Origin of the sequence: Microcoleus vaginatus FACHB-2002, from assembly GCF_040004035.1 — a bacterium.
GTDB lineage: Bacteria > Cyanobacteriota > Cyanobacteriia > Cyanobacteriales > Microcoleaceae > Microcoleus > Microcoleus vaginatus_C.
On the sequence record NZ_JAMPLN010000028.1, the window covers coordinates 1 to 26,634 of the forward strand.

Here is a 26,634-nt window from a genome sequence, read left to right on the forward strand (position 1 = left end):
GCCGTTCGTTCAGTTGTCAATACTGGGAAGCGACAGGGTTTAACTGCTTATCAATCCATTCAAGAAGCTCTCTCTATTGATGGCTCCCTTTTTTCCCCTAGTTGAGCAATTACCATCTTGGTTATCTTTAGCCAAAGATATCCCTCCAATCCCAAGCAAACACTTATTTTTTAAGATGGCTAAAGAAGCTTCATCAACAGCCCTAACCTCTACATTTGCCACTTGAGTCAAATCGTACCCTTGAATGTATTGTAATGCTTCTCGATCGATTCCATATACTTCTATAACTAACCCATTAACCAACAATCTTCTCACGGCTAATTCATAAATGGGTTTACCTTTATAAGTATAAGCAAATTCCCAATTAGTATAATAATTACTGCGCTTTCTAAAAATCCTTCTCAGGAAACGCATTTCTGAGTTCCAGTTGTAGCCTAATTCACTTAGATTTATGCAAATATGTATTAAAGTCAGAGGCAAAACAGCCTTTTTTACTCTCCAATTATCTTGCCAATAGATAGAAGTTTCGATAAATTTAAGGTCTTCTTTTCGGGCGGATTCTACACCTAATACAAAACTGTAAGGGGCTAGGCTAAATAACGTTTCCCGTAATAATCTCTCTGTGGGAGCTAATTTCTTAGCCTTGACTTGAGTTCCATTCAACTGCGGGCTGTAATGCTCAATCCGCTGCTGTTCGATAATATCAAGTAGCGATTCAGGCAATAATTCGTAGTAGATAGTAAACTGTTTTTTTCGTTGCTTTTGTAGTTGATCTAGTCTGTGGTGACTATCACCTGTCCACCGGGTACGAAGATTCTTTGCTTTTCCGATGTACCAAATTATGGAGTTTTCATCTACAACGTAATATATTCCAGATTCTTCGGGCAGTAGTGTTCTGCTCTTTAAACTTATATGAGGTAATTGCAAGATCTGTTCGTCTGCACTCATATTTTTGTTTTCTAGTTGATGCGATGTGTCTCTAGAGCTAATATTCTCATGTGGGCGCGCTAATGTCAAGGGAACTCGCAGTTCTTCTCAAACCGCTTTGTCCGTAAATCCTGTTAATTCTAGAGACAAGGTAGTCATTAGACAGCAGTAACAATCAAGTAGGGTGCGTCAGCTAGCATTATTTTCGCTATAAACTAACAATCTCACAACTGACGCACGCCGGCAAAAAACGGTGCGTCAGATTCATACTTTCCGTGTAAATTAAAAATCTCAAACCTGACGAACCCTACCACTGATTGTATTCTTGACCATCAAGTGAAACTTGATAAAATGCTCAGTAACCAGGTGGGTGTTGCAAGCTACCAACCACTTTGTCGATCGCTTCTGTGATCGCCAACAACTCCATTTCACGCCACCGCTTACCAACAATTTGCATTCCAATCGGTAAACCATTTTGAGTTTGTCCAATTGGAATTACCACGGCAGGATGTCCGCTAAGATTAAAAGGCATGGTGTAAGCTCCGTTTGCCACTGAATAAGGATAGGATCTGCCATCAATGTCAACTGCACTCCAAGCGGGACGGTGAGTAAACGCAGCGGTTGCAGCAACGGGACAAAGCCAGACATCCCACGGTTCTAATGCCTCATCTATATGGGCAGTGAAGCGATCGCGCTGTGTGAGTGCCTCGAAATATCTTTTCAAACTTGGATTCAATATCTCAGGTAGCAATCTGCTGAAATCTCCCAATTTTCGGAGTTCCTTGTCGCCTTGGGTTGCGGTGCGGAAAATTAACTCTAAACTGCGACGCAGGTTATATCTATCCTGCGGTTGAGCGTAGATAGTGAGGTACATTGAGATCCGTCCGTAGAGATTCAATATTTTGGAAAGGTCAAAGTCTTTGGGAAGCCAGCGTTCGGTTTGGACACCTGCGTCAGAGAGTGTCTGCACGATCGACTCCATAGCTGCTCGAATTTCAGAAGCAACGGGAACTTGGGCCCATTCAGCAGTCCAAGCGATTTTGAGATGCTGCAAAGGCTTGCCCGAGGGTCGATCGAGCGGAACCGGCGGGACATCAGGGCGTCGCAGATCCGCGCCTGCAATTAATGAAAAACATAGCCGGATATCTTCGAGCGATCGAGCAAAACACCCAACGGTCATCATTTGCCGAATAGACAGTGGCATTCCCGGCACTTCAGGAATCTGCCCTGCTGTAGAAATACGGCGATCTGTCGGCTTTAAACCATATATGCCGCAGAAATGAGCAGGCTGACGCACCGAACCCCCGAAATCGTTGCCCAAATCTAACGGTGAAAGTCCGGCGGCGACAGCAGCGGCACTCCCTCCAGAACTGCCCCCAGGTGTGTAGTCAAGATGCCAAGGATTATTCACCCGTGGAAACAGAGAATTTGTGCTTTGATAATCGGCAGCCAGTTCCGCCATGTTGGTTTTTCCCATGATGACAGCACCTGCTGCCCGCAATCTCGCAACCGCAGTTGCATCATGTTGAGGCACATAATCTTTGAGGGGAATATAGCCTGCTGTGGTGCGGAGTCCGGCTGTTTCAAAAATGTCTTTAATCGTGATGGGAACCCCATGTAAAGCACCCCAGTTTTCTCCTCTGGCTAGGGCTTCATCGGCAAGTCTTGCTCTAGTACGAGCATTGTCTTCATCCAGCGTACAAATGGCGTTTAATTGCGAGTTGTGCTTTGCGATTTGAGTAAGGTAAGCGTCGAGAACTTCGACGGCAGAGACTTGGCGATCGCGAATCATTCGCGCTAGCTGATGGGCAGAGGCAAACGTCAGGCTACTCATAAGCAACAAACAGGTATTTCTCGATCGACTCAATTATATTCACTTTTAGTTAATATAGTTAACTAATCTCCAACGGCTTTCGGTTTTGTCCCTAAATCCTGTTAATTGCAGAGACCAGGTAGATAAGGGAGATAAGCAACATAAGGATTTTAAGGAATTTAAGCATTTTACAATTCCACACCAAGAATAAAAACATTTATTTTAAAAGACCGTATCTTCCCCGCACGAAAAATAAAACAATTCAATAATGATTACATAACTGAGGGAAAGAGCAACTTGGGCAGGAATCAATCAGCCTATCAAAAGCTTAGTTATCCTCAATAAAAAAATGTGTAAATTGGAGAATCAAAAATGTCTGTATTACATCGCATTAAATCTGGTACATCTGTTTTATTAACCTTGGGAACAGTTGCCGGAACCGCAGCGCCGATGCTAGCTCCCGCGCCTTCTTTTGCTCAGACAGCTTTTTCGGATGTTAATAATAACTACTGGGCAAAAGACTTTATTCAAGATTTGTCAGAAAGAGGCATTATCAAAGGATTTCCCGATGGTAGTTTTCGCCCGGATGCACCGGTAACGCGGGCTGAATTCGCGGCAATGGTGCGTTCTGTGAAAAAGCCAAAAACCCGCGCTGCTGTAAGGTTTGCCGATGTTCCGTCTAATTTTTGGGCAAGCGGGGCGATCGCAGAAGCTTACGAAATGGGATGGATGTCTGGCTATCCCGGCAATGTTTTCAGACCGACACAGCAGATTCCTCGCGTTCAAGTTGTAGTCGCTTTAAATAACGGAATGGGCTATGAGCCTACGTGCGATTTTCAAGATGTTCTCAGCTACTATAATGATGCGGGTGAGATTCAAAGTTATGCTGCCAAAAGCGTTGCTGCTGCTACTGAAAAACAGTTAGTTGTCAGCTATCCCAATCCTAAATCTCTCAAACCGAACAAGTCAGCAACGCGAGCTGAAGTAGCGGCTTTTATCTATCAAACATTAGTGAGTACCAATCAAGCAAGACCAATTAATTCTCCTTACATTGCTAAGATTGATGTTAGCGAATCTGTTGCTGTGCAAATTCCCAGGGGGGTGACTATCCCCATCGAGTACACAAAAGGCAAGATTTTGCTCGCCCCTAATGACAAGTCTCCGATTACGCTGACTGTAGCTGCGGATATCACGGGCAATAATGGCCAAGTGCTGATACCGGAAGGCTCGAAAATTAGTGGCGAATTGCGATCGACTGCTTCCGGTGTTCAGTTTGTGGCTCAAGAATTAAGTATACTCAACGGCAGCAGAGTGCCTCTCAATGCCACTTCGCAACTGATTACTAGGAAAGAAACTGTTACCAAGGGCGTTAATGTTGGTAATCTGGTTAAGAATACGGCGTTGGGTGCAGCAGCAGCGGCGGCGATTGCAGGGGTTACGGGCGATCGGGCGATCGCGACTGAAGAGGTGCTCGGCGGTGCGGGAATCGGGACTTTGATCGGGGTGTTTTTGGGTCGAGATAAAGTCGATTTGTATGCTGTTAATCCTGACACCGATTTAGATTTGCTTTTGAATTCCGATTTGGTAGTTGGTACTGCCAGCACAGGCATTTGTAGCGCTCGATAGAGCCGATACTTGGAAATTTCCTCAAACCCCTCGCCTTACAGGAGAGGGGCTTTAATTTGTGTATTTTACCTCGCTAAGCTGTCGCGCATTTAAATTGTATATTCAGGGCGGGCGGGACGCCCAACCCCTACTCCCCACAAGACTTTGATTTTTTTTGACATACAATTTAAAGGCAGAACAGCTTACAGGTGCATCTAACCAAACAATTAATCAGGAATTTTTAAAATTGTGAGTTTCTACGGACATCCCAAACTTTCGCGGGTAGAAACTCCCGTCACGGGATTGACACCATCTGCTTTCTCGCACAGGATACTCACTTGATAAGCGTCGATAATCGCGTCAGTAAAATCAGCGCCGGAAATGGCAGCATCAAAAAACCGAGTTCGAGTCATAATTGCCCCGGAAAAATTAGCATTTGTCAAATTAGCGCCGTCGAATGTAACTCTATCTGCCAAAGCACCGGAGAGGTTGGCACCTGACAAGTTGGCATTCAGCAAAACTCCCTTAGTCAAAATCGCATTAGTTAAATCAGCACCTTGAAAATTTGTTCCCCGCATTTCAGCGGCGACAAATGTTCCCCCCGCTAAATCAGAGTTGGAAAAATCGCGATCGGACAAATTAATATTTGTGTAATTAATACTTGTTTTGGGCAGGGCAAATGCCGGAGTAGCACTCAGCAGCACCCACCCAAAAGCCAACACTAAACTTACAAACAGGCTCAGGAAAATTCTCAAAACACTTTTCATGATGGGAAGGGGGAATTGGGCATTGTTGACTGTTGACTGTTGACTGTTGACTGCTGACTAATGACTAATAACTAATTAAAATCGCTTTACCCAATCTTCGCCAACGCGAAGTGTCAAGTCAGAATTGATTTCACCCGTAGAAGATGCTTCAATTTTACCGCCTCCTAATTCTTTTTGCAGTAGATTGGCTGCCTCTAAATCGCCTTGCTGAACAATAATTTGACTTTGACGCTGCTTCAGGGGCGCATCCTGCACTACAGATACATTAAAAAACCCCTTTTTTGTGAGAAAGTCAGCAACGTTTTTGGCGGTTGTCGGTTTGCTAGAAGCGTTTTGGACAGATATTTTGAGGTTTTTGGGCAACAGGGACTCGCTGGGATTGCGAATTCGTCCTTGTTCAAAATCCGGCACGCCGAGGTTCAAGTATTGTGTCATAATGCGATCGCGCCCGATCGCATCTACAATCCAATAACTCCTCAAATCCCCTGTTTCTGAACTAGAACTTCCCGGCAACATTACCATTTTAAAATTCTCTCGCTCCAATTGCAAACCGAAATTGGCTAGCGTCAATATTTCCTCATAACTTAGGTTTGTATCCACATATTTTTGCATCAATCGAACAATTTGTGGCAAGCGCACCAATGCTGATGGACTTGCGAGGCGGTCCCGAATAGCTTGAATTAAAGATTGCTGCCGTTGAATGCGGCCAATATCTCCTAAACCGTCGTTGCGAAATCGAGCAAATTGTTCTGCTTGTTCTCCGTTGAGAGTTTGCCATCCCTGGCCTAAGTTTATTTTTAACTTTTGGGCGGTATCTGTATAGGACATCGCGCGAGGTACAAATACCTCAACTCCGCCCAACAAATCGACTAATTCCTGAAACGCATTGCTGCTGACTCGCACGTATCTTTCAATTTTCGTATTGTTCAGCATACTGCTAACTAATTGCGTCGCCAAAGCTGCTCCTCCCCTAGCATTAGCTTCGCTAATTTTGCTGAAGCTAATTCCGGGCTCTTCGACTTTAGTATCTCGTGGAACTGAAAGCAAACTAATAGATTTATCTCTAGGTTCGAGGTGAAATAAGAGTATGGTATCGCTGCGACCCTCAAAAATCTTAGGGGAATTAGCCGCCGCTTCCGGCACGCGGTCAATTCCCAATATCAAGATATTAACTGACCGCGACAGGCGGTATCCAGAGCGGTTGGAGGATAGATAGTCAAAGCCAGTCGCCTCTAATACTCTATTGATAATTGGCGGTTCCACGGGAGCTAACAGGGCAGTAATTGCCCCCATTGTGGCCGAGATGGCGGCGGTGAAGACTAGGAAAAATAGCCCCACTATATACACGAAAAATTTAGGCTTTTTTCGAGATATTTGATCGACTGGTTGAACAAAGTTTCTTTTAAAAATTGACAAGTTTTTCATGGACTTGCTGTTGGTTATTGCAGTTTTTCAGCTTTGCAGTAAAACTTGGGCGGTGCTTCTGGAAAGTATTTGAACATAGCCGGACACAGCCAGCCTTCGAGATTTTTCGATTCCCACCGATACCAGTTACCGCCGTATTCTGCTTTCAACCACAGCATTTCTGCTTGATATCCGGGAAATGGATTCGCTGAAAATAAAAGTCGGAAACCTTGAGCGGCATTGGGAATGTCTGCGACAAGCGCGTTAATCATTTCGGGGACGCCCTGAACAAATGGTTCTCGGACAAGTCCGACTCGCTCGTCGTCAAAAACCCAGGTGTACTGTTCGCGATAGGGGTAAATTACCATCATGGCATTGGACATGGTATTCTCCTCTTTTCCCTTCCTTTGTTTTGTCTGCGAAAATGCAAATGTGGATACATTATATTCTGTGGCGCGGAAGTTGTGTGCTATCCGATTTGACAACCCTGTTTTAACTTAAGAAATTTCGCGAGTTATTTACAAACTTTATTAGGCTGGGACGGATTGGAGAAATCTAGGGCTATCGGGCTTGAGAGCAGTTTTTTTATTTTTTTTATTTGAGGTAAAGAGTGGCAAATTTAAAAAAGGTTAAAGGTTATTAAGTGCCAGATTTTTACCTCTAATTATGCCTTTTTTTCTAACAGTTATTATGTTGGTAGTAAGGACGAATACTCTGTATTCACCAAAAGTATGGAAACTCCACCCTAACTAGAAACCTATAACTGTTTGTAGCTGGGTGTTATGTTTCTTTTCGGGAAGCTTCAGCTCAAATTTTCGTCAGCTCAACCAGCGCCTTAGCTAAATATTGATACTGTGGCAAAGTATTGTACAACTGAGCCGAAATCCTCACCAACTGCTTACTAGCATCCGGCCAAGGAATCACGGGAACTTCAATTTTAAAAATCTCCCATAGCGCCTCTTGCAAAGGGGGAATTCCTCCCTTTGCAACCACATCAGACTGGGAGTCGGCCAGTGGCACAACAGCCATTGAACCAACCATTTCATCAGGACAAGGCAGTGGCAAACCTAATTTGTCCGCCAATATTTTTCTCCCCCCCAATGCTAAAGCATGATTTTTTGCCCTCAATTCCGGCCAGCCGCCGCTCAATAAAGAACCCATAAAATCAATAGCTACAGGCACGCACAAATAGGGACTCGGATCGACAGTTCCCATCCAATCAAATTCTAACTGAAAGCGCGATTTATCAGCGCGGGGCGAGTTAGCACCGTGACTAATAGTAGTTGGGCGAATGGCATTTTGCTTGTCGCGCCGCACGTATAAAAAGCCCGCACCTTTCGGCGCGCACAGCCACTTGTGGCAATTTCCCGTATAGTAAGCCGCCCCAATTTCATCTAAATTCAGCGCTACCATTCCCGGCGCGTGAGCTCCGTCTACTAATACATCTACGCCACGGTTAGCTAACTCACCGACTAACTGTTTGATGGGAAAGATTAAACCTGTTTGGCTGACAACATGGTCTAATAAAGCTAACTTTGTTTGCGGTGAAACGGACTTAATTATTGTTTCAATAATTTGGTCTGGTGACTCAATGGGAAAGGGGACTTCTGCTACTATTACTTTAGCGCCTGTACGCTCGGCTACAAAATTAAGTGTGTTGCGGCAAGCGTTGTATTCCTGATTTGTAGTTAGCAATTCGTCGCCCGGAGAAAAACAGAGCGATCGCAAAACAGCATTTACTCCCGTCGTGGCATTCGGCACAAACGCCAAGTCATCCTCAGCCGCACCGAGAAATGCTGCTAACTGATTTCTCGCATTATCCAACAAGGGTTCAAATTCCCGCAGTAAAAAGCGCAATGGTTCTCTTTCCAGTTGTTCTCGAAAAATGGTTTGTGCTTCCAGTACGGGAATCGGACAAGCCCCAAAAGAGCCGTGATTGAGGAAAGTTATATCGCGATCGAGCAACCAATATTGGTTAATCATTAGTAATTAGTAATTAGTAGTTAGTCACTCAACGGTCAACCGTCAACCGTCAACCGTTACCCATTTTACCTTTTAATTGCTCAAACTCTTCTAATGTATTGCAATTGGATAACATTACTGCTTCTCGTTCCCCTACAGGTAAAGGGATTGCGGGAATTTGATTTAACCACACTTGAAAGGAACGTCCCCCTTTGTCAATAAAACTTTGCAAGCTGGGCAGAGATTGTTGGCGGTAGAAGCCGCACAAAGGCTCCCAGCGCGAATTTTGATAAGGCACAACTGCTAAAGTAGATGGGGGAAATTCTGTTAACTGATTTGCCCAATTCTGAATAATCTGGGCATCCAACAAAGGCAAATCGCAAGCTAACAGTAAAATCCACTCGGCGGCAATTTCTGTCAATCCCTGAGTCAATGCAACCAAGGGCCCGGAGCCCGGATTGTACTCTACCAGAAATTGGGATGTTTCGGTTAAGGTCGATCGATAGCGATCGGGCCAAGCAGTCAGAACATAAACTGCTGGCGTTACAACTGCGGCAACTTCCAACGCCCGCTGCAATAGGGATTTGCCCTCAATTTCCAGCAGAGCTTTATCCCTACCCATCCGCGAACTTTGACCGCCTGCAAGCACAATTACAGCAATTTGATGATTAGTCATTGGGAAGAAGGAAGAGGGAAGTTCGGCAACGGATTATGTAACGGATGTAACGGATGTCAGGAAGAGGGAAGAGCCAAGAGGGAAGAGCGAAGAAGGAAGAAAAATTTCTTCATGTAGGGTGCTGTGTATAAAAGCTGCTCAATGTAGCGTGCCCACTGCACACAAAACCTGATTAATCATTCTCAACTCAAAACACTAACGGCTTGGCTAACTTCCTCCAGTTTTTGCACCACTTGACCGCTACTCAATAAAGTTTCTGCCTGAATCAAACCCGAGTTTACATCCAAACAAACTCCGCTGCGCCACAGATAAAATCCGCCGTTCCAGATAGCGGACTGCATCAATTCCGAGGGTTTTCCCAGCAACACTTCCTGCATTTGTTTTAATAACTCTGGGGCTGATTCAAAGGCAGGATTTGTGTTGCTAAAACCGTAATCTCCGTGAGCTAAAAGCACTCGCTCGAACTCGGCATCCGGCTTAGCAATGCCGATAATCGCAGTGCGATCGCGCGGCAAATCGCAGCTTCCTTCCAATCCTTTGACTGTGGTATAATTTTTGATTCCCCGCAACTCAAAGGCTTTTTGAAACATACCTTCTGTCGGCGGGTGGACGTAGCCGGAGATGACGTTAACGTCCCCGGCACAGGGACACCACATCAACTCCATTGTCGAAAAAGGTGGCCGTTTGCCGATTTCGCGGCGGTAGGGAACTAAAGCGGTGGCTTGAGGAAAATGCTTGGGAAGGTAAACAAAACCCAAACCCGTATTGTCAAAAACTTGCTGGACTTTTTCTAAACTCAGTTTTCTCCAGTCTACTCCCAAACCCCGCCAAATTTCAATCAGGGGAATGCCTTCCTTCGTTGGCATGGTATCCCCCCCGTGCATGATGGTTGGGACGCCAGAGGCGGCTAAAATTAGGGCGGTTAAAGGGCTAAGTGGAGCCGTGCGCGATCGCCCGTCGTAAGCAACGCCAAACACGGCCACGGTAGAGACGGAAAAACCTTTTTCTCGGTTTGGGGGGGCAAGCATAGGGCCCAATTCTTCATAAGCATCAAGCATTCCGGCTAATTCTTCGCCGGTGGGCCGTTTAATGCGGTGGGAAATCATAAAAGCTCCGATTTGAGCTGGTGTTGCTTCCCCCAGCAGCATCATCCGCGTAGCTGCTGCTGCTTCGGAGCGAGTTAAGTTTTCTCCTGTGTGTACTCCGCTGCCAATTTTTCGCAGCAATTCTCTAAATGCGTCACTCATAACTTTTGAAGTTAGTAATGGGTAGTTGGTAGTTAGTAATTGGTAGTTAGTAATTGGTAATATTTGAATCCGTTTAAATTTAAACTTCCCAAAATTCAATTCAAAATTATCGAATTAACTCCCTGATTTTTCTAGCTTGATTACATCAAATGGCGGCACAAATTCGCGTACCAGATTCCAGAAATGGGCGATCGGCGGAATTTGCATTCGATCGTGAGTTGTCACCAACACCACTTCGCGAGTCCAAGTCGGATCGGCTGCCAATTGACCGATCGTCGAAACCTTGGAATTTGACCGCTCTTGGGCGATCGACCGAACGGCTAAAGTGCGATCGCCCTTGGCGTCCACCAAAGCTGAATGCGGCAGCAAAGCAATCAATTCTCCCTGTCGCACCACACCCCGAAAAGCATCAAGAGTGTTGAGTTCCAAAACAGCATGAAGTTTAGCACCCATGCGTCCAAATTGTTCTTGCACCATCCGCTGCATTCCGTACCCGTCCTTAAACACCACTTGCGGGTAACAAATCAATTCCGGCCAAGGTACTCGATCGTACTGGGCCAGGGGATGACCCGCCGCCATCAACACCTCGACCGGCTCATTGTAGAGCACCTCAACCAACATTTCCGGGGCTTGGGTAAAATGGCGGTTGTTCATCACCACCGCTATATCCACCAAACCGTCTTTGAGGACTTTCAGGGCTCGATCGCTCCCGAGGGAAGTCACCCGCAACTGCACGTCTGGATAGTCGCGACAAAACTTTTGCAGCACAGGCGGCAAATAAGCAGCGCAAACCGAATGAATCGCAGCCACGCAGAGTTCCGGCTGCTTTCCCGCCCGTAAGTCTCCCAATTCTTCAGCAGCATTTCGCCAAGTCTGACAGATTTTGCGAGCGTGAGGCAGCAGGCATTCCCCTCCCACAGTCAGTTTCGCGTGGGCCGTGCGGTGAAACAGCGACAAACCCACTTCCGCTTCTAATCCCTGCACTTGGCGGCTAATAGTCGATTGGGTAACGCCACACTTCCGGGCCGCTTGCTGAAAGCTACCAGTTTCAGCAACTGAAAGAAATGCTTGAAGCTGCTCTAAGCGCATGGAGGTTTAATTCGAGATGGTTTCAGAAATTTTACTGGAATATAATCTGTGACATTAACCGATTTAGTAGCAGAATTTAGTAGACTTTGATACAGGTACAGATTAGTTTTGATTCCGGGGCGAGATGCGGGGATGCTACGCTCCAAGCATCAATCTGCTCCGGCAGGATTTCTGAGCCTCCAATTAGAGGTCGATTCTCCTATGTTGAAGGGATTTCTGAATCTGCAAATTTATCAAAAAATAGATTCAATAAAGATGAATTTATCGAATATTGCCAGCTTCTAGCTAAACCGTTTCAATGAACGGCACTCTCGTAATCCCTTCATCAAGTGCGCTCAATTGCTCTGTTTTTCCGTAAGTTGTGACTTCAAAAGATAGCAGTGAATTTCGTACCTCCTTGGGAATTATAGTACCTCACTCTCCCTAAACCTCTCAATAAATGTACGAATATTGCAGGCAGGTTAAAGCCTGCTGTGAACTTTCCTCCCTGGACTAAAGTCACTTTTGTTTTATGTTTTTTTGTGTATAAACTAGAAACTAGCGGGTCAGCAACACAAGTGCAACTAGGATCGATCGCACAGGAAAGCCGAAATGCTGCCATTTATTAAGATTATGTCATTTAACCACAATTTTATTCCCCAAGATGGCTGTTGCCAGTGGCAACCCCAGTTGATGGGACTGCACGCGGTCAGCGATTTGTTAATTGCCTTGGCTTATTATTCAATTCCAGCACTTCTGACATACTATGCCCGGAAGCAGCGGAACGTGCCTTTGAGCAAGGGGTTTCTCCTATTGGGAGCCTTGTTTTTCTGTGGCGGGACAACTCACTTGATGCAAGTTTGGATGCTGGTGCATCCCAACTACTGGGTGTCAAGTTCGATCGCCGCCTTGACCGCTATCATCTCTTTGTGGGCTGTAGCGTCCCTGATACCCTGGATTTCTCAAGTCTTGTCTTTGGCTGGGGCGGCCTCTTTTCCAGCACATACGGCGCTCTTAGCCCAAAAGGTCGATCGACGGCAAGCCGACTCTGCCATTAAAAATTCCGGATCATTCCCCACAACCGAACTCCAGCAAATTAACGAGCAATTGCTCGCAGAAATAACCCAGCGCGAGCGAGTCGAAGAACTACTGCTTGACGCTTTAGGAAAGCTGCAAGAAAGTGAAGAACGCTTCCGCGTTTTTCAGGAATTATCTCTAGACGGATTTAACGTGTTCCGCAGCATTCGTGACGAATCCACAATTGTGGATTTTGAATGGGAATACGTCAATCCCGCAGCGGCAAAACTTCAACAACGTACACCTGAAGAATTAATCGGCAAGCGATTGCTGCAAGTCTTGCCCGGTCATAAAGATAACGGTTTGTTCGACCGTTACGTGCAAGTTGTACAAACAGGAATTCCCCTCGATACCGAGATTTATTACAACAGGGAAGGCATTGTCGGCTGGTTTCGGATGATGACCGTTAAATTGGGCGACGGCATTGCTATTTCTTTTGGCGATATTACTAAGCGCAAGCAAGTAGAAGCATCCCTGCGCGAGGCGCTGCAAAAACTAACTTCTCATTTTGAAAATACTCCCCTAGCGGTGATTGAGTGGGATGAAAATTTTAGGGTTAGCGGCTGGTCGCCGGCAGCAGAGAAGATTTTTGGGTGGAAGGAAACAGAAGTTTTAGGGAAGCATTTTAGCGAATGGAAATTTATTGATCAGGGTGATTTTGAAGAGGTAAAATCGGCAGTTTATGGTTTAAAAAAACCCGGTCGTCGCTGCAATGTAGTTCGCAACAGCAATTATCATAAGGGTGGTTCGTTGGTGCATTGCGAATGGTACAATTCGGCTTTTTACAGCGATTCTGGACAGTTGGTATCGGTGCTGTCTCTGGTTTTGGACGTGACGGAACGCTTTAAATTTATGGAAGTGCTGCGACAGTCTGAAGAGCGGTTTCGGATTGCTGCCGAAAGTGCCAGTGATTTAATTTATGAATGGAATATCGAAACCGGGATCGTGCTGTGGTTCGGTCACGTAGACGAACATTTGGAGTACGCAAAAGGCGGATTTCCGAGGACAAGAGCCGCTTGGAACAGTATCTTGCATCCAAGCGACCGCGATCGAGTTTTGGCCGCGGTCGATCGGTATTTGAGTGCGCCAGACAGTTCTGCCGCCCCATTTTTTCAGGAATACCGCGTTCAGTGCCAGCGGGGCCGCTTGCTCCACTGGATCGATCGAGGCAAAGCAGTGCTTGACAAACAAGGCAATCCCTGCAAATGGATCGGCGTGATTAGCGACATCACCGCTCGCAAAGAGGCTGAAGAACAGCGGAATTGGGCATTGGCGCGGGAACAGGCCGCCCGTCGCCAAGCAGAAGCCAGCGAACAGTTGTACCGCGTCCTCGCTGAAGCCATCCCGCAAATAGTTTGGACTGCCAGAGCCGACGGCTGGCTCGACTACTACAACCAGCGCTGGTTTGAATATACTGGCTTGACGCTGGAGGAAACTCAAGGCTGGGGGTGGCAGCTAGCCCTGCATCCAGATGACGTGGAAGATGCTGTAGAAAGCTGGAAGACCTCGGTGGAGACAGGGAAGACTTACGAGGTGGAATACCGCTTTAAACGGGCATCTGACGGAGCTTACCGCTGGCATCTGGGCAGGGCATTGCCCGTGCGGGACGCTGAGGGGAAAATTCTCAAATGGTTCGGGACTTGTACCGATATTGACGATCGCCAGCGATTGGCCCAAACAGCCTATTTTAGCGCTCAAGCTTTGGCTTTGCTGTCGTCGGCTTCCCTGGATTACGAGAAGGCGCTGCAAGGTTTGGCAGATTTAACAGTACCGGGGCTGGGGGATTGGTGCTGTGTGCATTTGCTTGATGTCGACGGCTCGATCCGCTTGCAAGCAGTTGCTCACTCAGATCCGAGCAAAGTCGCTCTGCTGTGGCAAATCGATCAGCGTATGCCACTAGACCCCCAGGGACGGCACGGAGTAGCAAAGGTGCTGCGGACTGGTGAGTCGAAGCTCTACCCAGAAATACCGGAATGGGTGATCGAGGCGGTTGTGCCGGACAGGGAACTGCAGTTGGTGCTGCGATCCCAATCTCAGGTGCTGTCGGCAATCTGCGTGCCGCTAATCGCTCGCGGGCGGACGCTGGGAGCGATTTCGTTGCTGTGCGGGGAGTCGGGCCGCCGCTGCGGGCAGGAGGATTTAATTTTGCTGGAGGATTTGGCGCGAGATGCGGCGGTGGCGATCGACAATGCGCGGCTTTACCGGGAAGCAGCCGAGGCCAATCGGATTAAAGACGAGTTTTTGGGAACGCTTTCTCACGAGTTGCGGACGCCTCTGAACGCCATTTTGGGCTGGGCCCAGATGCTGCGGCAGCGCCAGATGAGTGCCGAAAAAACGGCTGTGGGTTTGGAGACTATTGAGCGAAACGCGCGATTGCAGACTCAGATGATTGAGGATTTGCTGGACGTTTCCCGGATTGTCAGCGGCAAAGTGTGTTTGAAGCTGTTCCCGGTGGATTTGGTGCGGATTGTAGAAACGGCAGTGAAGGCACTGAGCCCTGATGCTGAAGCTCGGGGTATTGAATTGGTGAGTTTTTGTGACGAAGGGGTGAGCGTGATGAGGGGCGATGCTACTCGTTTGCAGCAGGTGGTGTCTAATTTGCTCTCGAATGCTATTAAGTTTACGCCGCCGTCGGGTCGCGTGGAAATCACACTCTCGGAGGATGGGGAACCGGGAGCTGCAGGTGGCGCCATTTTGTCTGGGCCGTCTCCGGTTCACTCTGTTTCGATCGTTGTCAGAGATACGGGAATTGGCATCAGCAAGGAGTTTTTGCCCTTTGTGTTCGATCGCTTCCGCCAAGCGGACAGCACTTCTACGCGCAATTACGGCGGCCTGGGACTGGGATTGGCGATCGTCCGCCATCTCGTGGAACTCCACGGCGGCAGTGTCTGGGCCGACAGTCCTGGGGAAGGACTCGGCTCGACTTTCGGAGTGCGGCTGCCAATTGAGCAGAGCTAAAGTTTTGATTTTTCAGTTATCGATTTCACAATTCAATATTTAAGTTCTACGTAAGGTGTTGATGGCGCACCTTATATTTAAGGGTTCTCCGTAAATCCGCTCGCTCTTGATTTTATTGCCATTCTTGCAGGGCGATCGCAATTCCTTGTTTCAATCTCGGTTCGAGACTCTCTTGTTTCACTAAGTTTTCTAATTTCTGCCTGACCTCGGCAGCACCTAGCTGTTTGAGCGCTGCCATGCAGTGCAGCCTGACGCTGCTGTCTGCGTCGGCCAACATTGAAATCAGAGCATCTAGCCCTCTCATATCTCCTAATTTTCCTAAACCTAAAGCTAAAGATTTTTTGCTAACTGCCTCCTGCACTGCCGGATGATTTGTTTTCAGCAAATCTATCAGAATTTCGGCAGCAGCAGCTTTTAATTCCGGCTTTTCTACTCGCCCTAAAACAGTGACTATCTCTTGATAAATAGGAGAGTTTATGTTAGTAATTTGGGTTATTAAGGTCTGATGCAAATATGCTAAAGCGGTGGCAGTTTCCATCCAGATTAGGGCACGTACAGTTTCGATTTGCAGTTCAACTGGAGTTGTGGGCGATCGCAGCAATTCAAATAAAGCAGCAGCAGCAGCATCGGTTTTCACTCGCCCGATCGCGATCGCCGCTTGCTGACAAACTTCTAATCGAATGTCCGAAAGCAAAGGTTTGAGCAAGTTAACTAAATCTAATTCTGCATCTAAATAGGCGCGCACCCCGAGAGCTCGCACGGCTTCTTTTCTGACTGCTGTCGCCGGATCTTTGAGCGCTGCTACCAGTACCGGCGGGATGCGGGAGTCGTGAAAGCTGCTCAGGGCCTCGATTGCGGCTGCCCGCACCGCAACTTGAGAGTCTGCGGCTACGCTCAACAGCGGTGCGATGGTTTCGGTGCGCCGAATTTGGGCGAGTGCTGCTGTTGCAAACTGTCGCGAGTCTTTTTGCTGCAAGAGAGTTGCTAGGGATTCTATGGCTGTTTGGCCCAAATTCCCTAGGGTTTCGGCGGCGATTTGGCTCAATTCTTCGTCGGAATTTTTGACCAATTCTACTAAAGCTTGAATCACTTCTGGACGATCGAACTTTCCGAGGATGCGGGCGGCGAACCACCGGGGTTCCGTGTCTGCGTCTTCGTCTTCGAGCACGGCAATTAAAGGTGCGATCGCGCAATTTCCCAGATTGGGCAATACTTTAGCAATTTCCCAACGGTCTTGAAAATCGCCCCATTCCAAGGCTTGTATTGCTAAACTGACAGCTTGTTCTAAAATGTGCTGTTCCTGCGGCTTACTGCCCTTGGCTGTCACTTCCTGCAAGCATTCGACTAGCCCAGGCCAGTTTTGGCGATCGGCAGCGACTTGGGCTTTTTGTAAAAGATTATACATGATTTTAAATTAAGTTCGATCGAGAAGCGAGGTTTTTTGCTGCTAGGTCAGAGCGGGAGGGAGCTACTTTTTAGGAATCTTTTGGTACAATTATCCATTTTTTAACATTTTTGTCAATCCATCATAACTGGTAAAATGGAAGTAAAGCATTAATTTCATGCAGTTAAGGCATCAAGCTATACTTTTTGTAATTTAAAAGACGCAATATTCCTAATTAAAAATTAACAAATGAAGAAAGCTCTACTTTTAGTAAACCAGCACTCCCGAAAAGGACAAAAGCTATTATCTCAAGCCACTGTAGAATTAGAAGCACTCGGTTTTGAGTTAATGGTAGAATCTACTGACCACGCCCACGAACTTCCCGAAACAATTCGGCACTACCAAAATCAAGTCGAATTAGTAATAATCGGCGGTGGCGACGGCACTCTCAACGCCGCCATAGAAGGTTTGATAGACACCAAGTTACCCTTGGGTATTTTGCCGATGGGAACGGCTAACGACCTAGCCCGCACTCTGGGAATTCCTACAGATTTATCAGCAGCTTGTCAAGTAATTGCCAGCGGTAAAGTTCGGCTAATAGACTTGGGTTGGGTTAACGGCCAACATTTTTTTAATGTTGCGAGTTTGGGATTGAGCGTGCAAATTACCCAGCGGCTGACTAAAAACGTCAAGCAGCGCTGGGGAGTTTTAGCTTATGCTTTTACTGCTTTGCAGACAATTTTGTCAGCGCGACCGTTTCGAGCAGAAATTAAGGTAAAAAACCAATCTTTTTATGTTAAAACTATTCAAATTGCCATTGGCAACGGCCGCTATTACGGAGGTGGCATGACAGTGGCCGAGGATGCCACAATCGACGACAGGCGACTGGATTTGTACAGTTTGGAAACAAAAAACTGGTGGGAAATCATTGCTTTGCTGCCGGCTATGAAGCAAGGCAATCATACCAGTCGGCCTAACGTTCGCACATTGCAAGCTCAAGAATTTGAGGTTAATACTAGCAAACGCCGTCCGATTAATACCGACGGTGAAATCAAAACTTACACGCCTGCAAAATTCCGAGTGATTCCCCAAGCGTTAGCAATTATAGCTCCTTCATAACTCACAACTAAGATAATTATGTTGTGGAACAGGCATCTTGCCTGTTCCTATATTAGCCACTACCAAGATGCCCGTGCCACAATTAATCAATAAATTATCTTGTGTTGTGGAACAGGCATCTTGCCTGTTCCTATATTAGCCACTACCAAGATGCCCGTGCCACAATTAATCAATAAATTATCTTGTGTTGTGGAACAGGCATCTTGCCTGTTCCTATATTAGCCACTACCAAGATGCCCGTGCCACAATTAATCAATAAATTATCTTGTGTTGTGGAACAGGCATCTTGCCTGTTCCTATATTCGCCACGGCCAAGATGCCCGTGCCACAATTAATTAATTAATAATCGCCTCCAGCGCCATATTGCCACGCTTCAACTAATCGGTGAAAATAGTATTGCTGCTCCGGCGCTAAATTTTTTACCTGCGGTTCTACGGCTTTTCCCAAAGGCTGCAATCCCGTATAAATTCCTAAATTCACATAATGAACCATCCAATCGAGCAAGTTAGCTATTCCTACCTGCGGGATAATTTTCATAACTAATCCGGGATGGCTAATTGCTGTTTTAAATAGAGTTTGTGACAAAGCCGGAAACAGCACGATATCTTGAAGAAACGGTTTGAGAACCGGTTCTCCCAACTCTTCCATTACCTGAAACACGGCAGCCAAAAGTTGATTGATTTGATTAGGATCTATTTTTTGATTCATCGCAGCACTCATAGAACGTTGAAACAACCAGGTAACTGATAGATTCGGCTGGTAAGGTTGCAAAAGTGCGAGGGAATTTTTGTTGAGACTATCGCTTGTCAAAGCTTCCTCAATTCCTAGAGTCAAGCGTTTGAGGTGGCGCACCATTGCGCCGAAACCGCCAAAGCTGAGGGGAGATTGGCTACCGCTGCTGTCTCCGACTGGCAGTATGCGATCCCAAGGGGTTTTTAGAGGACTTTGACGATAGCAGGGGAAGAATCCGTAGAGTGCTCTTTGGAATTTTAACTGTTCGAGTTCAACGTTTTGATATTGAGGAAGCAAGCGCAAATACTCTTCAAATAATGTTTCTAAACTGAATCTTTCTGTGTCGGCGTCTATGTAGGTAAATAAGTAGGTGGTGCGGCCGTCTCTGGCTGGAAATGCTTCCCAAAAATATTGGCACTGATTTTGCATTGGGGTGAAGGATGCAAATATGTCGCCGGTGTCGTTTTTGGGAAATCCTTGAGCGCAACTGCCGACTACTAAACATACGGCGTCGGGTTTTTTCCCTTGTCTTGCTTGGCGGACAATGGGCGAAAAATGTCCCATTGCGTCTAATAATAATCGGGTTTTAAATAAATTTTTAGCAGGTTGTAAGTCGGTATTTTCCGATTCTACAAGGACTCCATCTGGGTGAATTGTGGCTGTTTTAAATGGTGTATTTTCAAATAGTTCGCCTCCGGCTTGGAGAAATCGCTGTTTCAAGGTTTCTAGGAGGTAAACTGGGTCTATTCCGATGTTGAGTACGTCGCGCACCCAAATGTCTGGGCTGTTGGCCAAGCTAATGCGGGCTGGGTTATATTCGGTGGCTATGGCCTTTTCTATCTCTTCAACAGATAGCAAATTTAGTTCTAAGAATGCGTCTAATTCTTTGCGAGAAATGTTCCATTCTTGATCGCGGCCTCGCAGGGTGCCGCGTTCGAGCAAGGCTACTCGCCAACCCCGCACGGCTAAGGCTGTACCGATTAATATTCCTAGGGTTCCGCCGCCAATAACTATGTCGAAGTCGAGGGTTTCGAGGGGTTGTTGGCTGTGTTTGACTGCTTGGGGTGCTGGTGCGGTGTTTTGTTTGAGGTTTTCCCAGAGTCGATCGACTTTTCTCAGGCCTCCCAGGGCGTTTGCTGGCAGTTGGGAGAGGATTTGTTCGGTGAGGGACATCGGGTTTTAGTATTGAACAGTGGTGGATTTTTTATAATTTAGCTTAGATTAACATTTGCGACAGTTTCAGGGCTGACGCATGGAGTGGCGAGAAACCCGGTTTATACGAATTTTGGGCTTAGTAACGAGAAATCTACGAATCAACCGGGTTTATGAGGTTGGGAGTGCGATCGCCAACGGAGCTTTTATAATCATACAGAGAAACCCGGTTTCTGAAAAAAAACCGGGTTTCTACCTCTGGTTGGTAAGTCTAAGGAATTATCTTCAATCAGCCGTGCTTAACTCTTCAACTCGCAGCCGATCGCACAAAATTCGCTCGCACACAATCGCACCCGTCTCCGCACTCCTGCAAACTTCTAACTGAGCTTCCGGCAGCGCTTCAAACAAAAAACGTTCCCCCGGAAACACCGTCCGCTCAAAATACCAATTAGGAATATTTGTAATGCGAGCGATTTGCACTTTGCTAGTATTATTAAGATACCAACACAAAATGCGCGTATGACCTTCGGAAATTACCTGATTTAGTGTCAAATTCATCTTTTTAACTTGTTTGTGCAATTGTGCGAGCGATCGGCGACAGGCCTAAACTTAATATAGCAGATTCCCAGTTAAAACACAATTTTTTATACATTTTTTTTACATTGTTTGGGTTAATTAATAAATTTTGCCGCGGAAACATCAGCGCCTTCCACGTATTCCCAAGAAGGTGCAAAAGCTGGCATTGCTAAAGTGCAAGATTTCCATCCTCCCTTAACAGGTGCGTTCAACAATTGACAGTGACCGACTGAACCTCTTGCCTGTTGGTAGTGACCGCAAAAATTACACTTGGAAGCCGGATTGCACCCGCGATCGCTAATTACAAGGCAGGGCTGGTTTTGGGTTTGGTTGCGATCGATAGTTAAAGTGTTCATTAAATTACTTTTTAAATGTTCAGTCTTAAGTATGACGGCTGAAGTGCAGTCGTGGCGTCTATCTCAAGGCTTAGTTCGCCTTTAAGTTTTGTTTAGGGATCGATAGAAAATATATTATTTTTGAGAGGATCAAGCTAGGGAGCAATTGAATTTGCTTCCGATCGCATTGGCGGCCCCGGCTTTACTGGCGATCGCGCTTGCCGGGGGGTATACTTCCTCAGACAGAGCTAATGATCCTCGCCTAACTTGCTGAACAAATCGGCTAAAATTGTATTAGAAAATAAAAAACCTTCGGGATCGCTCAACCTCAAATTGCCCGAAAGCGGCAGTTTCGCCCCCTCGCCTAAAGTTGCCAGCGCCCTATCCTCCGTCATAATTTCCACCCATCCTTGCCGCCAGTAGGGCTGCAAACAATGCCAAATTTTATCAACCGTTTGCTGAGTAAACTTTTCTGTCAGCGCCGACAGGCTAACTCCTTCTGCTAAACGCAACCCTAGCATCAGCGTTTCTAACAAAACGTCATTTTCTGAGACTTGAAAATTTGGCTCAATTGCTGGGTAAATATCCTGCTGGGTTTCCCCCCCAATTTGAGGAGTAGCTGGGGAATTGAGGCCAGAGATCGATCGCACCCACTGATAATATTCTTGAGTTTTGCGAGGTCTAGTCAACCTGCGGCCTTCCACGTAACTCGCCGCCCCCATTCCGAAGCCGTAATAAGGGCGATTTTCCCAATAAACGCGGTTGTGGCGGCACTGATAGCCATCGCGAGCGTAATTAGAAATTTCGTAATGTTCGTATCCAGCCCCTGTCAGAATTTCCCGCGCTAAACGGTACATTTGAGCAGCGGTTTCATCTGCTGGTAGCGGCTGCGCGCCTGCTTCAAAGTAGCGCCCGAAAGCAGTTCCCTGCTCAACAATTAAGTCGTAACTCGACAGGTGAGTCGGGGAAATTTCCACTGCCACTTTCAGGGAAGCTTCCCAGTTTTCTAAAGTTTGGTGTGGCAGTCCCGAAATTAGGTCTAAACTAAAATTGACAATCCCAGCCGATCGCACTATTTCTACTGCTTCAAAAATATCAGCGACAGAGTGCGATCGCCCGCAAGCTTGCAGCAATTCATCCTGAAAAGCTTGCACTCCCAAACTAACTCGATTTACTCCCGCCGCTGCATATCCCCGCAATTGTTCTAAAGTAAACGTACCCGGATCTATTTCTATAGAAATTTCCGCCTCAGCCGCAATCCCAAATTTGCCGTCGAGAGTTTCCAAAATATTGCTCAACTGACTCACAGAAAGCAGCGAAGGCGTGCCGCCCCCAAAAAAAACTGTTTTCAGAGATGCGCCTAAATTTTTAGTTTCTTGAATTTCTTGACACAGTACAGCAACATATTGCATGATAGTGCCGGAATTATCGCCATTTTTGCGATCGCCGACCACAAAAACCGGAAAATCGCAGTAGTAACAGCGACGGCGACAAAAAGGTATGTGGAGGTAAGCCGAACTAGGAATCCCGGAATTTGTCACTGGCACACTTTTTTTTAATTCCAATGTTAAATAATTAGTGGTAGGGTTCATTACAACTCAAGCCAAAAGCGCAACTTCAAATCTAAAGTTTTAATTAAACTGTCATGAATAATTATGTATATTATGACAGTTTGTTAGTAAAAATGCGCTGCGAACGATCGGCTCTTGTAATTTAACCTCGTACCAGTTTCAATCCGTCACAATTGCCGAACAGCCCGCAGGGCGGTTTATTCGCACCTCGTGCCTGCTTTCGGCCCGGCGTGGTAAATCGTGATCTGCTCGATCGCACATCCCCCAGAGGGTACAACCGCGAAATATAAGTTTATGAGAATCCTTGAGTATATATAGCGATATCCCACCAAAGCATGAAAACAAGTATCAGCACTAGAAAGATATAATAGGAATAAATTCATTAACCTAGAACTAATGCTAGACGCAATCATAATAATCTCATTCATAATCGCAGGCGGAGGCATCGGCTATTACGGAGTCGAACTCCTGCCGACCGAGCTGCTGGAGCAAGTTACAAATATACAAGGTTTAAGTTCTGTACTAGGCTCGTTTGGAGCATTAATCGGCTTCGTGATGGGATTAGTGGCTCAAACAACCTATCGACGCTTGGAAAAACAAGTCCGCGATATGCCAGTGGAGATGCTGCTGACGCGGGCGATCGGCTTAATCATCGGACTGCTAGTAGCAAACTTAATGCTGGCTCCGCTGTTCCTCCTGCCAATTCCCCGCGAGTTCGGTTTCATCAAACCTCTAGTCGCAGTCTTGGGTAGCGTCATGTTTGGCTTTACAGGCGTCAGTTTGACCGACACCCACGGCCGCGCTTTCTTGCGGCTGATCAACCCCAAAAGCTTTGACACGGTGTTGGTAGCCGAAGGAACATTTAAACCAGCCTCTGCCAAAGTTGTCGATACTAGCTGCATTATTGACGGCCGGATTGAAAACCTGTTAGAAACAGGTTTCCTCGAAGGTCAAATTATTATCCCGCAATTCATACTCCAAGAACTGCAACTGATAGCTGATTCCGCCAACGACCAAAAGCGAGTGCGCGGGCGCCGCGGCTTAGATGTACTCAACCGCATCAAAGAAACATATCCAGAACGGATTCAAATTCACTCGGCTGACTACGAAGATATTGCCACAGTCGATGCGAAATTAGTCCGCTTCGCCTTGGATATCGACGGCATTTTACTTACCAACGATTACAACTTATCGAAAGTAGCTACCGTCCAAAAACTGCCGGTTTTGAATATCAACGATTTGACTCATGCGGTGCGCCCGACTTATTTGCCGGGAGATACGATCGAACTCAAAATCCGCAAAGAAGGCAAAGAACCCTCTCAGGGAATCGGTTACTTGGATGACGGCACAATGGTTGTAGTAGAAGCAGGAAGCAGCTATGTCGGCGGCGAAGCCAGAGTCGTAGTCACCAGCGCCCTGCAAACAAGCGCCGGTCGCATGATATTCGCCCGTCCTCAAGAATCCGTTATTGTTTGAAACTGAGTAAAAATGGCCAGGCCAATCAGAATCAAATATTGCGATCGTTGTTCCCAATCTGCCCCGACTCTCTACCGCGCCCGGTATGACGAGTCGGGGCAGTGGTTTTTTTTATGTCTTAAATGTTGGGAATCGGTAAGTAAAAACAATCCTTTTTACTTCTACGGCGGCACTTGGAAAGCCAGCAAGAAAAAATAGCAATTACCAGCTTCTTCTTCTTTTCTCTTCCTTCGTGTCCTTAGCGTCTTCGCGGTTCAATCATATCAATATCAGTGATTCAGGAGTAATTAAAATCAACCAATCTCGATCGCATCTTCATACAATGTCTCTATCGCACACCTAAAATTAACGCTAGCAAACTGAACGTCTTGCCCTTGACTGTAAGGATAAGGCGCCCACAAACCCTCTGCATTCCGGCGAAAACACTCTACACTAACTCTTTCTTGATTGATTAACACATACTCTTGCAAACTTTCAGAAGTGCGGTAATCAGCAAGTTTATCGCCTCTGTCAAAAGCCGCTGTTGTCGTCGATAAAACTTCCACAATTAAGCGCGGGTAGCGAATGAAATCTTCATCAGCATTTTTGTCTCGTTCATCACAAGTCACCGCGACATCGGGATAATAATAAAAATTTGATGTCTCATTCCGAACTTTCATATCTGCCATGTAAGGCATACAACCACTTCCCCGAAGATGGTTTCTCAAAAGTACAGATACGTTCCCCATAATAATGACATGAGGTTTGCTTTCCCCTGCTTTTGCAGAGATTTTTCCTTGCCTGTACTCGTGTTTTATGGGGCGGACTTTCTCGGCTTCTAAATAGTCTTCGGGGGAGATAGAGGTGCAGCTTTTACTTGCAGTCATCTAAATTTGAGGTTGGTGAGGATTACACAATTATAGCCCAATACGCTTGGGTTAGCGCTTTCAGACGAATTTCATTTCACGCATTTATGAGAGTTCCCGACTTGTGAAAGGAAATCAGATTATTCTTATCTGAACCGTACTGTTTAATGTGTACGTTTTCTCGCAACACATTCTATTTATGGGGAAATTGAATGCGATCGCACAGCCATCAAACAAACAACTTTGTGGGATTAAAAGATTTCTGTCAATGCGTAAATCCTAGCTTTGTTGATAACCTGAACTAATAAGTCTTATAAGAAATTCTGTATCTAAATATACACTTTTTGTATAAATCGTGACATTTGTCAAGTTATCCTGACATTAAGGGCTATATTCCACAGCTTAGCTACAAAATTTGTAACCTCCAGAGTTGAGAAGGTACTCCAAGCTTTTACCAGGCTAGGGGCTTTGGTTGTTGGCGTTGGCACTCCAGTTAAGTTCTCAGATTTTAGTCGTCTGTGAAATGTGATATGAGTTGAAATCTCTTAAATCCATGCCGAAACTCAAAGAATCTTTTAATCCCCCCCATACCGAACCAGCCGATTCCGCGATTCGCCTAAAGCAGCATAAAGATTTGTTTTCGTGGCTTTCGATCGCTGCGGGGCTAATTTTTCTACAGGGGTACATGATTGCTCCCCTGATTCCACGTTTGGCTGAAGTTTTTAATGTTCCGGTTCAGGAAATCGGCTTTATCGTTCCAGCCTATATGCTGTCCTATGCACTGATGGCATTATTCTTCGGCCTCCTGTCCGATCGCTTTGGTCGATGGTCTATTATTCGCATCTCGCTTGCTCTTTTTGTCATTTTCACCGCTTTAACTGCCACTGCTCAAAATGCTTCGCAGATGGCAACCTGGCGGCTATTAACCGGGATTGGAGCCAGTGGTGTGATTCCCCTTACCTTCGCCTTAATTGGCGATTTATTCCCGTTCGATCAGCGAGGTGCCAAGCTAGGATTGGTGTTTGCAGCAATGGAAGGGGGAATGGCAGCAGGCTCTGCGGGGGGAGCGATTCTTGAGCCATTTGTAGGTTGGCGATCGCTCTTTCTAGGTACTGCTGTGCTTGCTGCTGTTGTGCTTTGGCGGCTTCATCCTTACGGCTCTTTATTTGATACACCAAAAGTCACCAAATTACCGCCTATTCGCCAAATCTTTAGGGGATACAGCCAGATATTAGCAACCTTTCGGGGAAAGCGTACATATGCTTATGTTCTGTGGAATGGTATCTACCACTCAGGGGTCTATACATGGCTAGGGTTGTATTTATCGCAACGGTACGGTATGGATGCCTTGAGCATTGGTTTAAACATTCTTGGGTACGGCATTCCCGGTTTATTGCTGAGTTCTTTCATTGGTCAAGCCGTCGATCGGTGGGGACGGCGTTGGCTCGTTCCAGCAGGGTTGGTAATGGCTGCTGTGGCTGGGATTGCAATGATTTTTGAGATTCCGCCAATGGGAACGACGATCGCAGTTCTTATTTTGTCTTTAGGGTATGACCTGACTCAACCGTTATTTGTCGGAATTGTGACGGATCTCGGAGATGACAACAATTTGGGGCAAACGATGGGACTGAAGGTATTTACTCTGTTTACTGGATTTGGTGTAGGCAGTCTCATATTTGGAGAGCTACTGCGCTTTGGATTTGGGCCTTCTCTCGCTATCTTTGGTGGCATTCAGTTGATAACTGGTTTGATTGCAGTCCCACTATTCTGGCAGGAAGTCCCCTCTCGATTACGGGGTTAGGGACTGTTGCCCAAAGCAATGTTGCCTACATCAATAATGTTCTGTTGTAGACCATCTATAGAGCAATACGCTTGGGTTAGCGCTTTCAGACGAATTTCATTTCACGCATTTATGAGAGTTCCAGACTTTTGAAATACTC

The 26,634-nt window shown here is 46.3% G+C and carries 22 protein-coding genes; 7 read left to right on the forward strand and 15 right to left on the reverse strand.

The annotated features are described in order from the left end of the window. Positions 1 to 39 precede the first annotated feature (39 nt). On the reverse strand, positions 40 to 948 hold the full coding sequence (locus tag NDI35_RS21420; protein ID WP_445314492.1) for a GIY-YIG nuclease family protein: 909 nt from the start codon (positions 946 to 948) through the stop codon (positions 40 to 42). A gap of 334 nt (positions 949 to 1,282) precedes the next feature. Further along, complete coding sequence (locus NDI35_RS21425; protein ID WP_445314493.1) at positions 1,283 to 2,761, reverse strand: amidase; 1,479 nt, start codon at positions 2,759 to 2,761, stop codon at positions 1,283 to 1,285. A 351-nt stretch (positions 2,762 to 3,112) separates the two neighbouring features. Between NDI35_RS21425 and NDI35_RS21430 the strand changes: the two genes are divergently transcribed. Further along, a complete protein-coding gene (locus tag NDI35_RS21430) occupies positions 3,113 to 4,366 on the forward strand; it encodes an S-layer homology domain-containing protein (RefSeq protein WP_445314494.1) in 1,254 nt (417 codons plus the stop codon). Positions 4,367 to 4,602: 236 nt separating this feature from the next. Here the strand turns inward: NDI35_RS21430 and NDI35_RS21435 are convergent, their stop codons facing one another. The 5 genes from NDI35_RS21435 to NDI35_RS21455 form a co-directional block, all read right to left on the reverse strand. After that, positions 4,603 to 5,112 carry a pentapeptide repeat-containing protein gene (locus NDI35_RS21435; protein ID WP_445314495.1) on the reverse strand — a complete coding sequence of 170 codons (510 nt, stop codon included), beginning with the start codon at positions 5,110 to 5,112 and terminating at the stop codon, positions 4,603 to 4,605. A gap of 75 nt (positions 5,113 to 5,187) precedes the next feature. Further along, positions 5,188 to 6,537: an LCP family protein gene (locus NDI35_RS21440; protein ID WP_445314496.1), complete on the reverse strand. Its 1,350-nt coding sequence runs from the start codon at positions 6,535 to 6,537 to the stop codon at positions 5,188 to 5,190. 14 nt (positions 6,538 to 6,551) lie between these two features. Then, a complete protein-coding gene (locus NDI35_RS21445; protein WP_015175132.1) occupies positions 6,552 to 6,899 on the reverse strand; it encodes a DUF6717 family protein in 348 nt (115 codons plus the stop codon). Between the two features lie 424 nt (positions 6,900 to 7,323). Continuing rightward, positions 7,324 to 8,499: an aminotransferase class V-fold PLP-dependent enzyme gene (locus tag NDI35_RS21450; RefSeq protein ID WP_445314497.1), complete on the reverse strand. Its 1,176-nt coding sequence runs from the start codon at positions 8,497 to 8,499 to the stop codon at positions 7,324 to 7,326. Between the two features lie 49 nt (positions 8,500 to 8,548). Beyond that, complete coding sequence (locus tag NDI35_RS21455) at positions 8,549 to 9,154, reverse strand: molybdenum cofactor guanylyltransferase (RefSeq protein WP_445314498.1); 606 nt, start codon at positions 9,152 to 9,154, stop codon at positions 8,549 to 8,551. Here NDI35_RS21455 and NDI35_RS21460 point away from each other — a divergent pair. Continuing rightward, a complete protein-coding gene (locus tag NDI35_RS21460) occupies positions 9,143 to 9,271 on the forward strand; it encodes a hypothetical protein (RefSeq protein WP_445314499.1) in 129 nt (42 codons plus the stop codon). The two genes, NDI35_RS21455 and NDI35_RS21460, sit on opposite strands and share 12 nt — an antisense overlap. A 65-nt stretch (positions 9,272 to 9,336) precedes the next feature. On the opposite strand, the gene NDI35_RS21465 is transcribed toward NDI35_RS21460, so the two are convergent. Both NDI35_RS21465 and NDI35_RS21470 read right to left on the reverse strand, forming a co-directional pair. Continuing rightward, complete coding sequence (locus NDI35_RS21465; protein WP_445314500.1) at positions 9,337 to 10,401, reverse strand: anthranilate phosphoribosyltransferase family protein; 1,065 nt, start codon at positions 10,399 to 10,401, stop codon at positions 9,337 to 9,339. A gap of 114 nt (positions 10,402 to 10,515) precedes the next feature. Then, positions 10,516 to 11,490, reverse strand: a complete 975-nt coding sequence (locus NDI35_RS21470; RefSeq protein WP_445314501.1) for a LysR family transcriptional regulator — start codon at positions 11,488 to 11,490, stop codon at positions 10,516 to 10,518. 591 nt (positions 11,491 to 12,081) lie between these two features. On the opposite strand from NDI35_RS21470, the gene NDI35_RS21475 reads away from it, so the two are divergent. Next, the gene (locus NDI35_RS21475) at positions 12,082 to 15,504 is read left to right on the forward strand and encodes a PAS domain-containing sensor histidine kinase (RefSeq protein ID WP_445314502.1); all 3,423 of its coding nucleotides are present in this window, start codon (positions 12,082 to 12,084) and stop codon (positions 15,502 to 15,504) included. A 112-nt stretch (positions 15,505 to 15,616) separates the two neighbouring features. On the opposite strand, the gene NDI35_RS21480 is transcribed toward NDI35_RS21475, so the two are convergent. After that, the gene (locus NDI35_RS21480) at positions 15,617 to 16,909 is read right to left on the reverse strand and encodes a HEAT repeat domain-containing protein (protein ID WP_445314503.1); all 1,293 of its coding nucleotides are present in this window, start codon (positions 16,907 to 16,909) and stop codon (positions 15,617 to 15,619) included. Between the two features lie 228 nt (positions 16,910 to 17,137). Here NDI35_RS21480 and NDI35_RS21485 point away from each other — a divergent pair, with 228 nt between their 5' ends. Then, a complete protein-coding gene (locus tag NDI35_RS21485) occupies positions 17,138 to 18,007 on the forward strand; it encodes a lipid kinase (RefSeq protein ID WP_445314504.1) in 870 nt (289 codons plus the stop codon). A gap of 339 nt (positions 18,008 to 18,346) precedes the next feature. On the opposite strand, the gene NDI35_RS21490 is transcribed toward NDI35_RS21485, so the two are convergent. The 4 genes from NDI35_RS21490 to hemW form a co-directional block, all read right to left on the reverse strand. Beyond that, on the reverse strand, positions 18,347 to 19,912 hold the full coding sequence (locus NDI35_RS21490) for an FAD-dependent oxidoreductase (protein WP_445314505.1): 1,566 nt from the start codon (positions 19,910 to 19,912) through the stop codon (positions 18,347 to 18,349). A gap of 264 nt (positions 19,913 to 20,176) precedes the next feature. Beyond that, the gene (locus NDI35_RS21495) at positions 20,177 to 20,449 is read right to left on the reverse strand and encodes a DUF1830 domain-containing protein (protein ID WP_333070296.1); all 273 of its coding nucleotides are present in this window, start codon (positions 20,447 to 20,449) and stop codon (positions 20,177 to 20,179) included. Positions 20,450 to 20,562: 113 nt separating this feature from the next. Next, complete coding sequence (locus tag NDI35_RS21500) at positions 20,563 to 20,823, reverse strand: hypothetical protein (RefSeq protein WP_445314506.1); 261 nt, start codon at positions 20,821 to 20,823, stop codon at positions 20,563 to 20,565. Positions 20,824 to 21,050: 227 nt separating this feature from the next. Continuing rightward, a complete protein-coding gene (gene hemW, locus NDI35_RS21505) occupies positions 21,051 to 22,394 on the reverse strand; it encodes a radical SAM family heme chaperone HemW (protein WP_445314507.1) in 1,344 nt (447 codons plus the stop codon). A gap of 375 nt (positions 22,395 to 22,769) precedes the next feature. Between hemW and NDI35_RS21510 the strand changes: the two genes are divergently transcribed. Beyond that, complete coding sequence (locus NDI35_RS21510; protein ID WP_333177929.1) at positions 22,770 to 23,849, forward strand: PIN/TRAM domain-containing protein; 1,080 nt, start codon at positions 22,770 to 22,772, stop codon at positions 23,847 to 23,849. A gap of 12 nt (positions 23,850 to 23,861) precedes the next feature. Further along, positions 23,862 to 24,047, forward strand: coding sequence for a DUF8622 domain-containing protein (locus tag NDI35_RS29620; RefSeq protein ID WP_510182642.1), 186 nt, complete (start codon positions 23,862 to 23,864; stop codon positions 24,045 to 24,047). A gap of 95 nt (positions 24,048 to 24,142) precedes the next feature. On the opposite strand, the gene NDI35_RS21515 is transcribed toward NDI35_RS29620, so the two are convergent. After that, positions 24,143 to 24,715 carry a Uma2 family endonuclease gene (locus NDI35_RS21515; RefSeq protein WP_445314508.1) on the reverse strand — a complete coding sequence of 191 codons (573 nt, stop codon included), beginning with the start codon at positions 24,713 to 24,715 and terminating at the stop codon, positions 24,143 to 24,145. A gap of 532 nt (positions 24,716 to 25,247) precedes the next feature. Between NDI35_RS21515 and NDI35_RS21520 the strand changes: the two genes are divergently transcribed. Next, positions 25,248 to 26,495, forward strand: a complete 1,248-nt coding sequence (locus NDI35_RS21520; protein ID WP_445314509.1) for an MFS transporter — start codon at positions 25,248 to 25,250, stop codon at positions 26,493 to 26,495. Positions 26,496 to 26,634 lie beyond the last annotated feature (139 nt).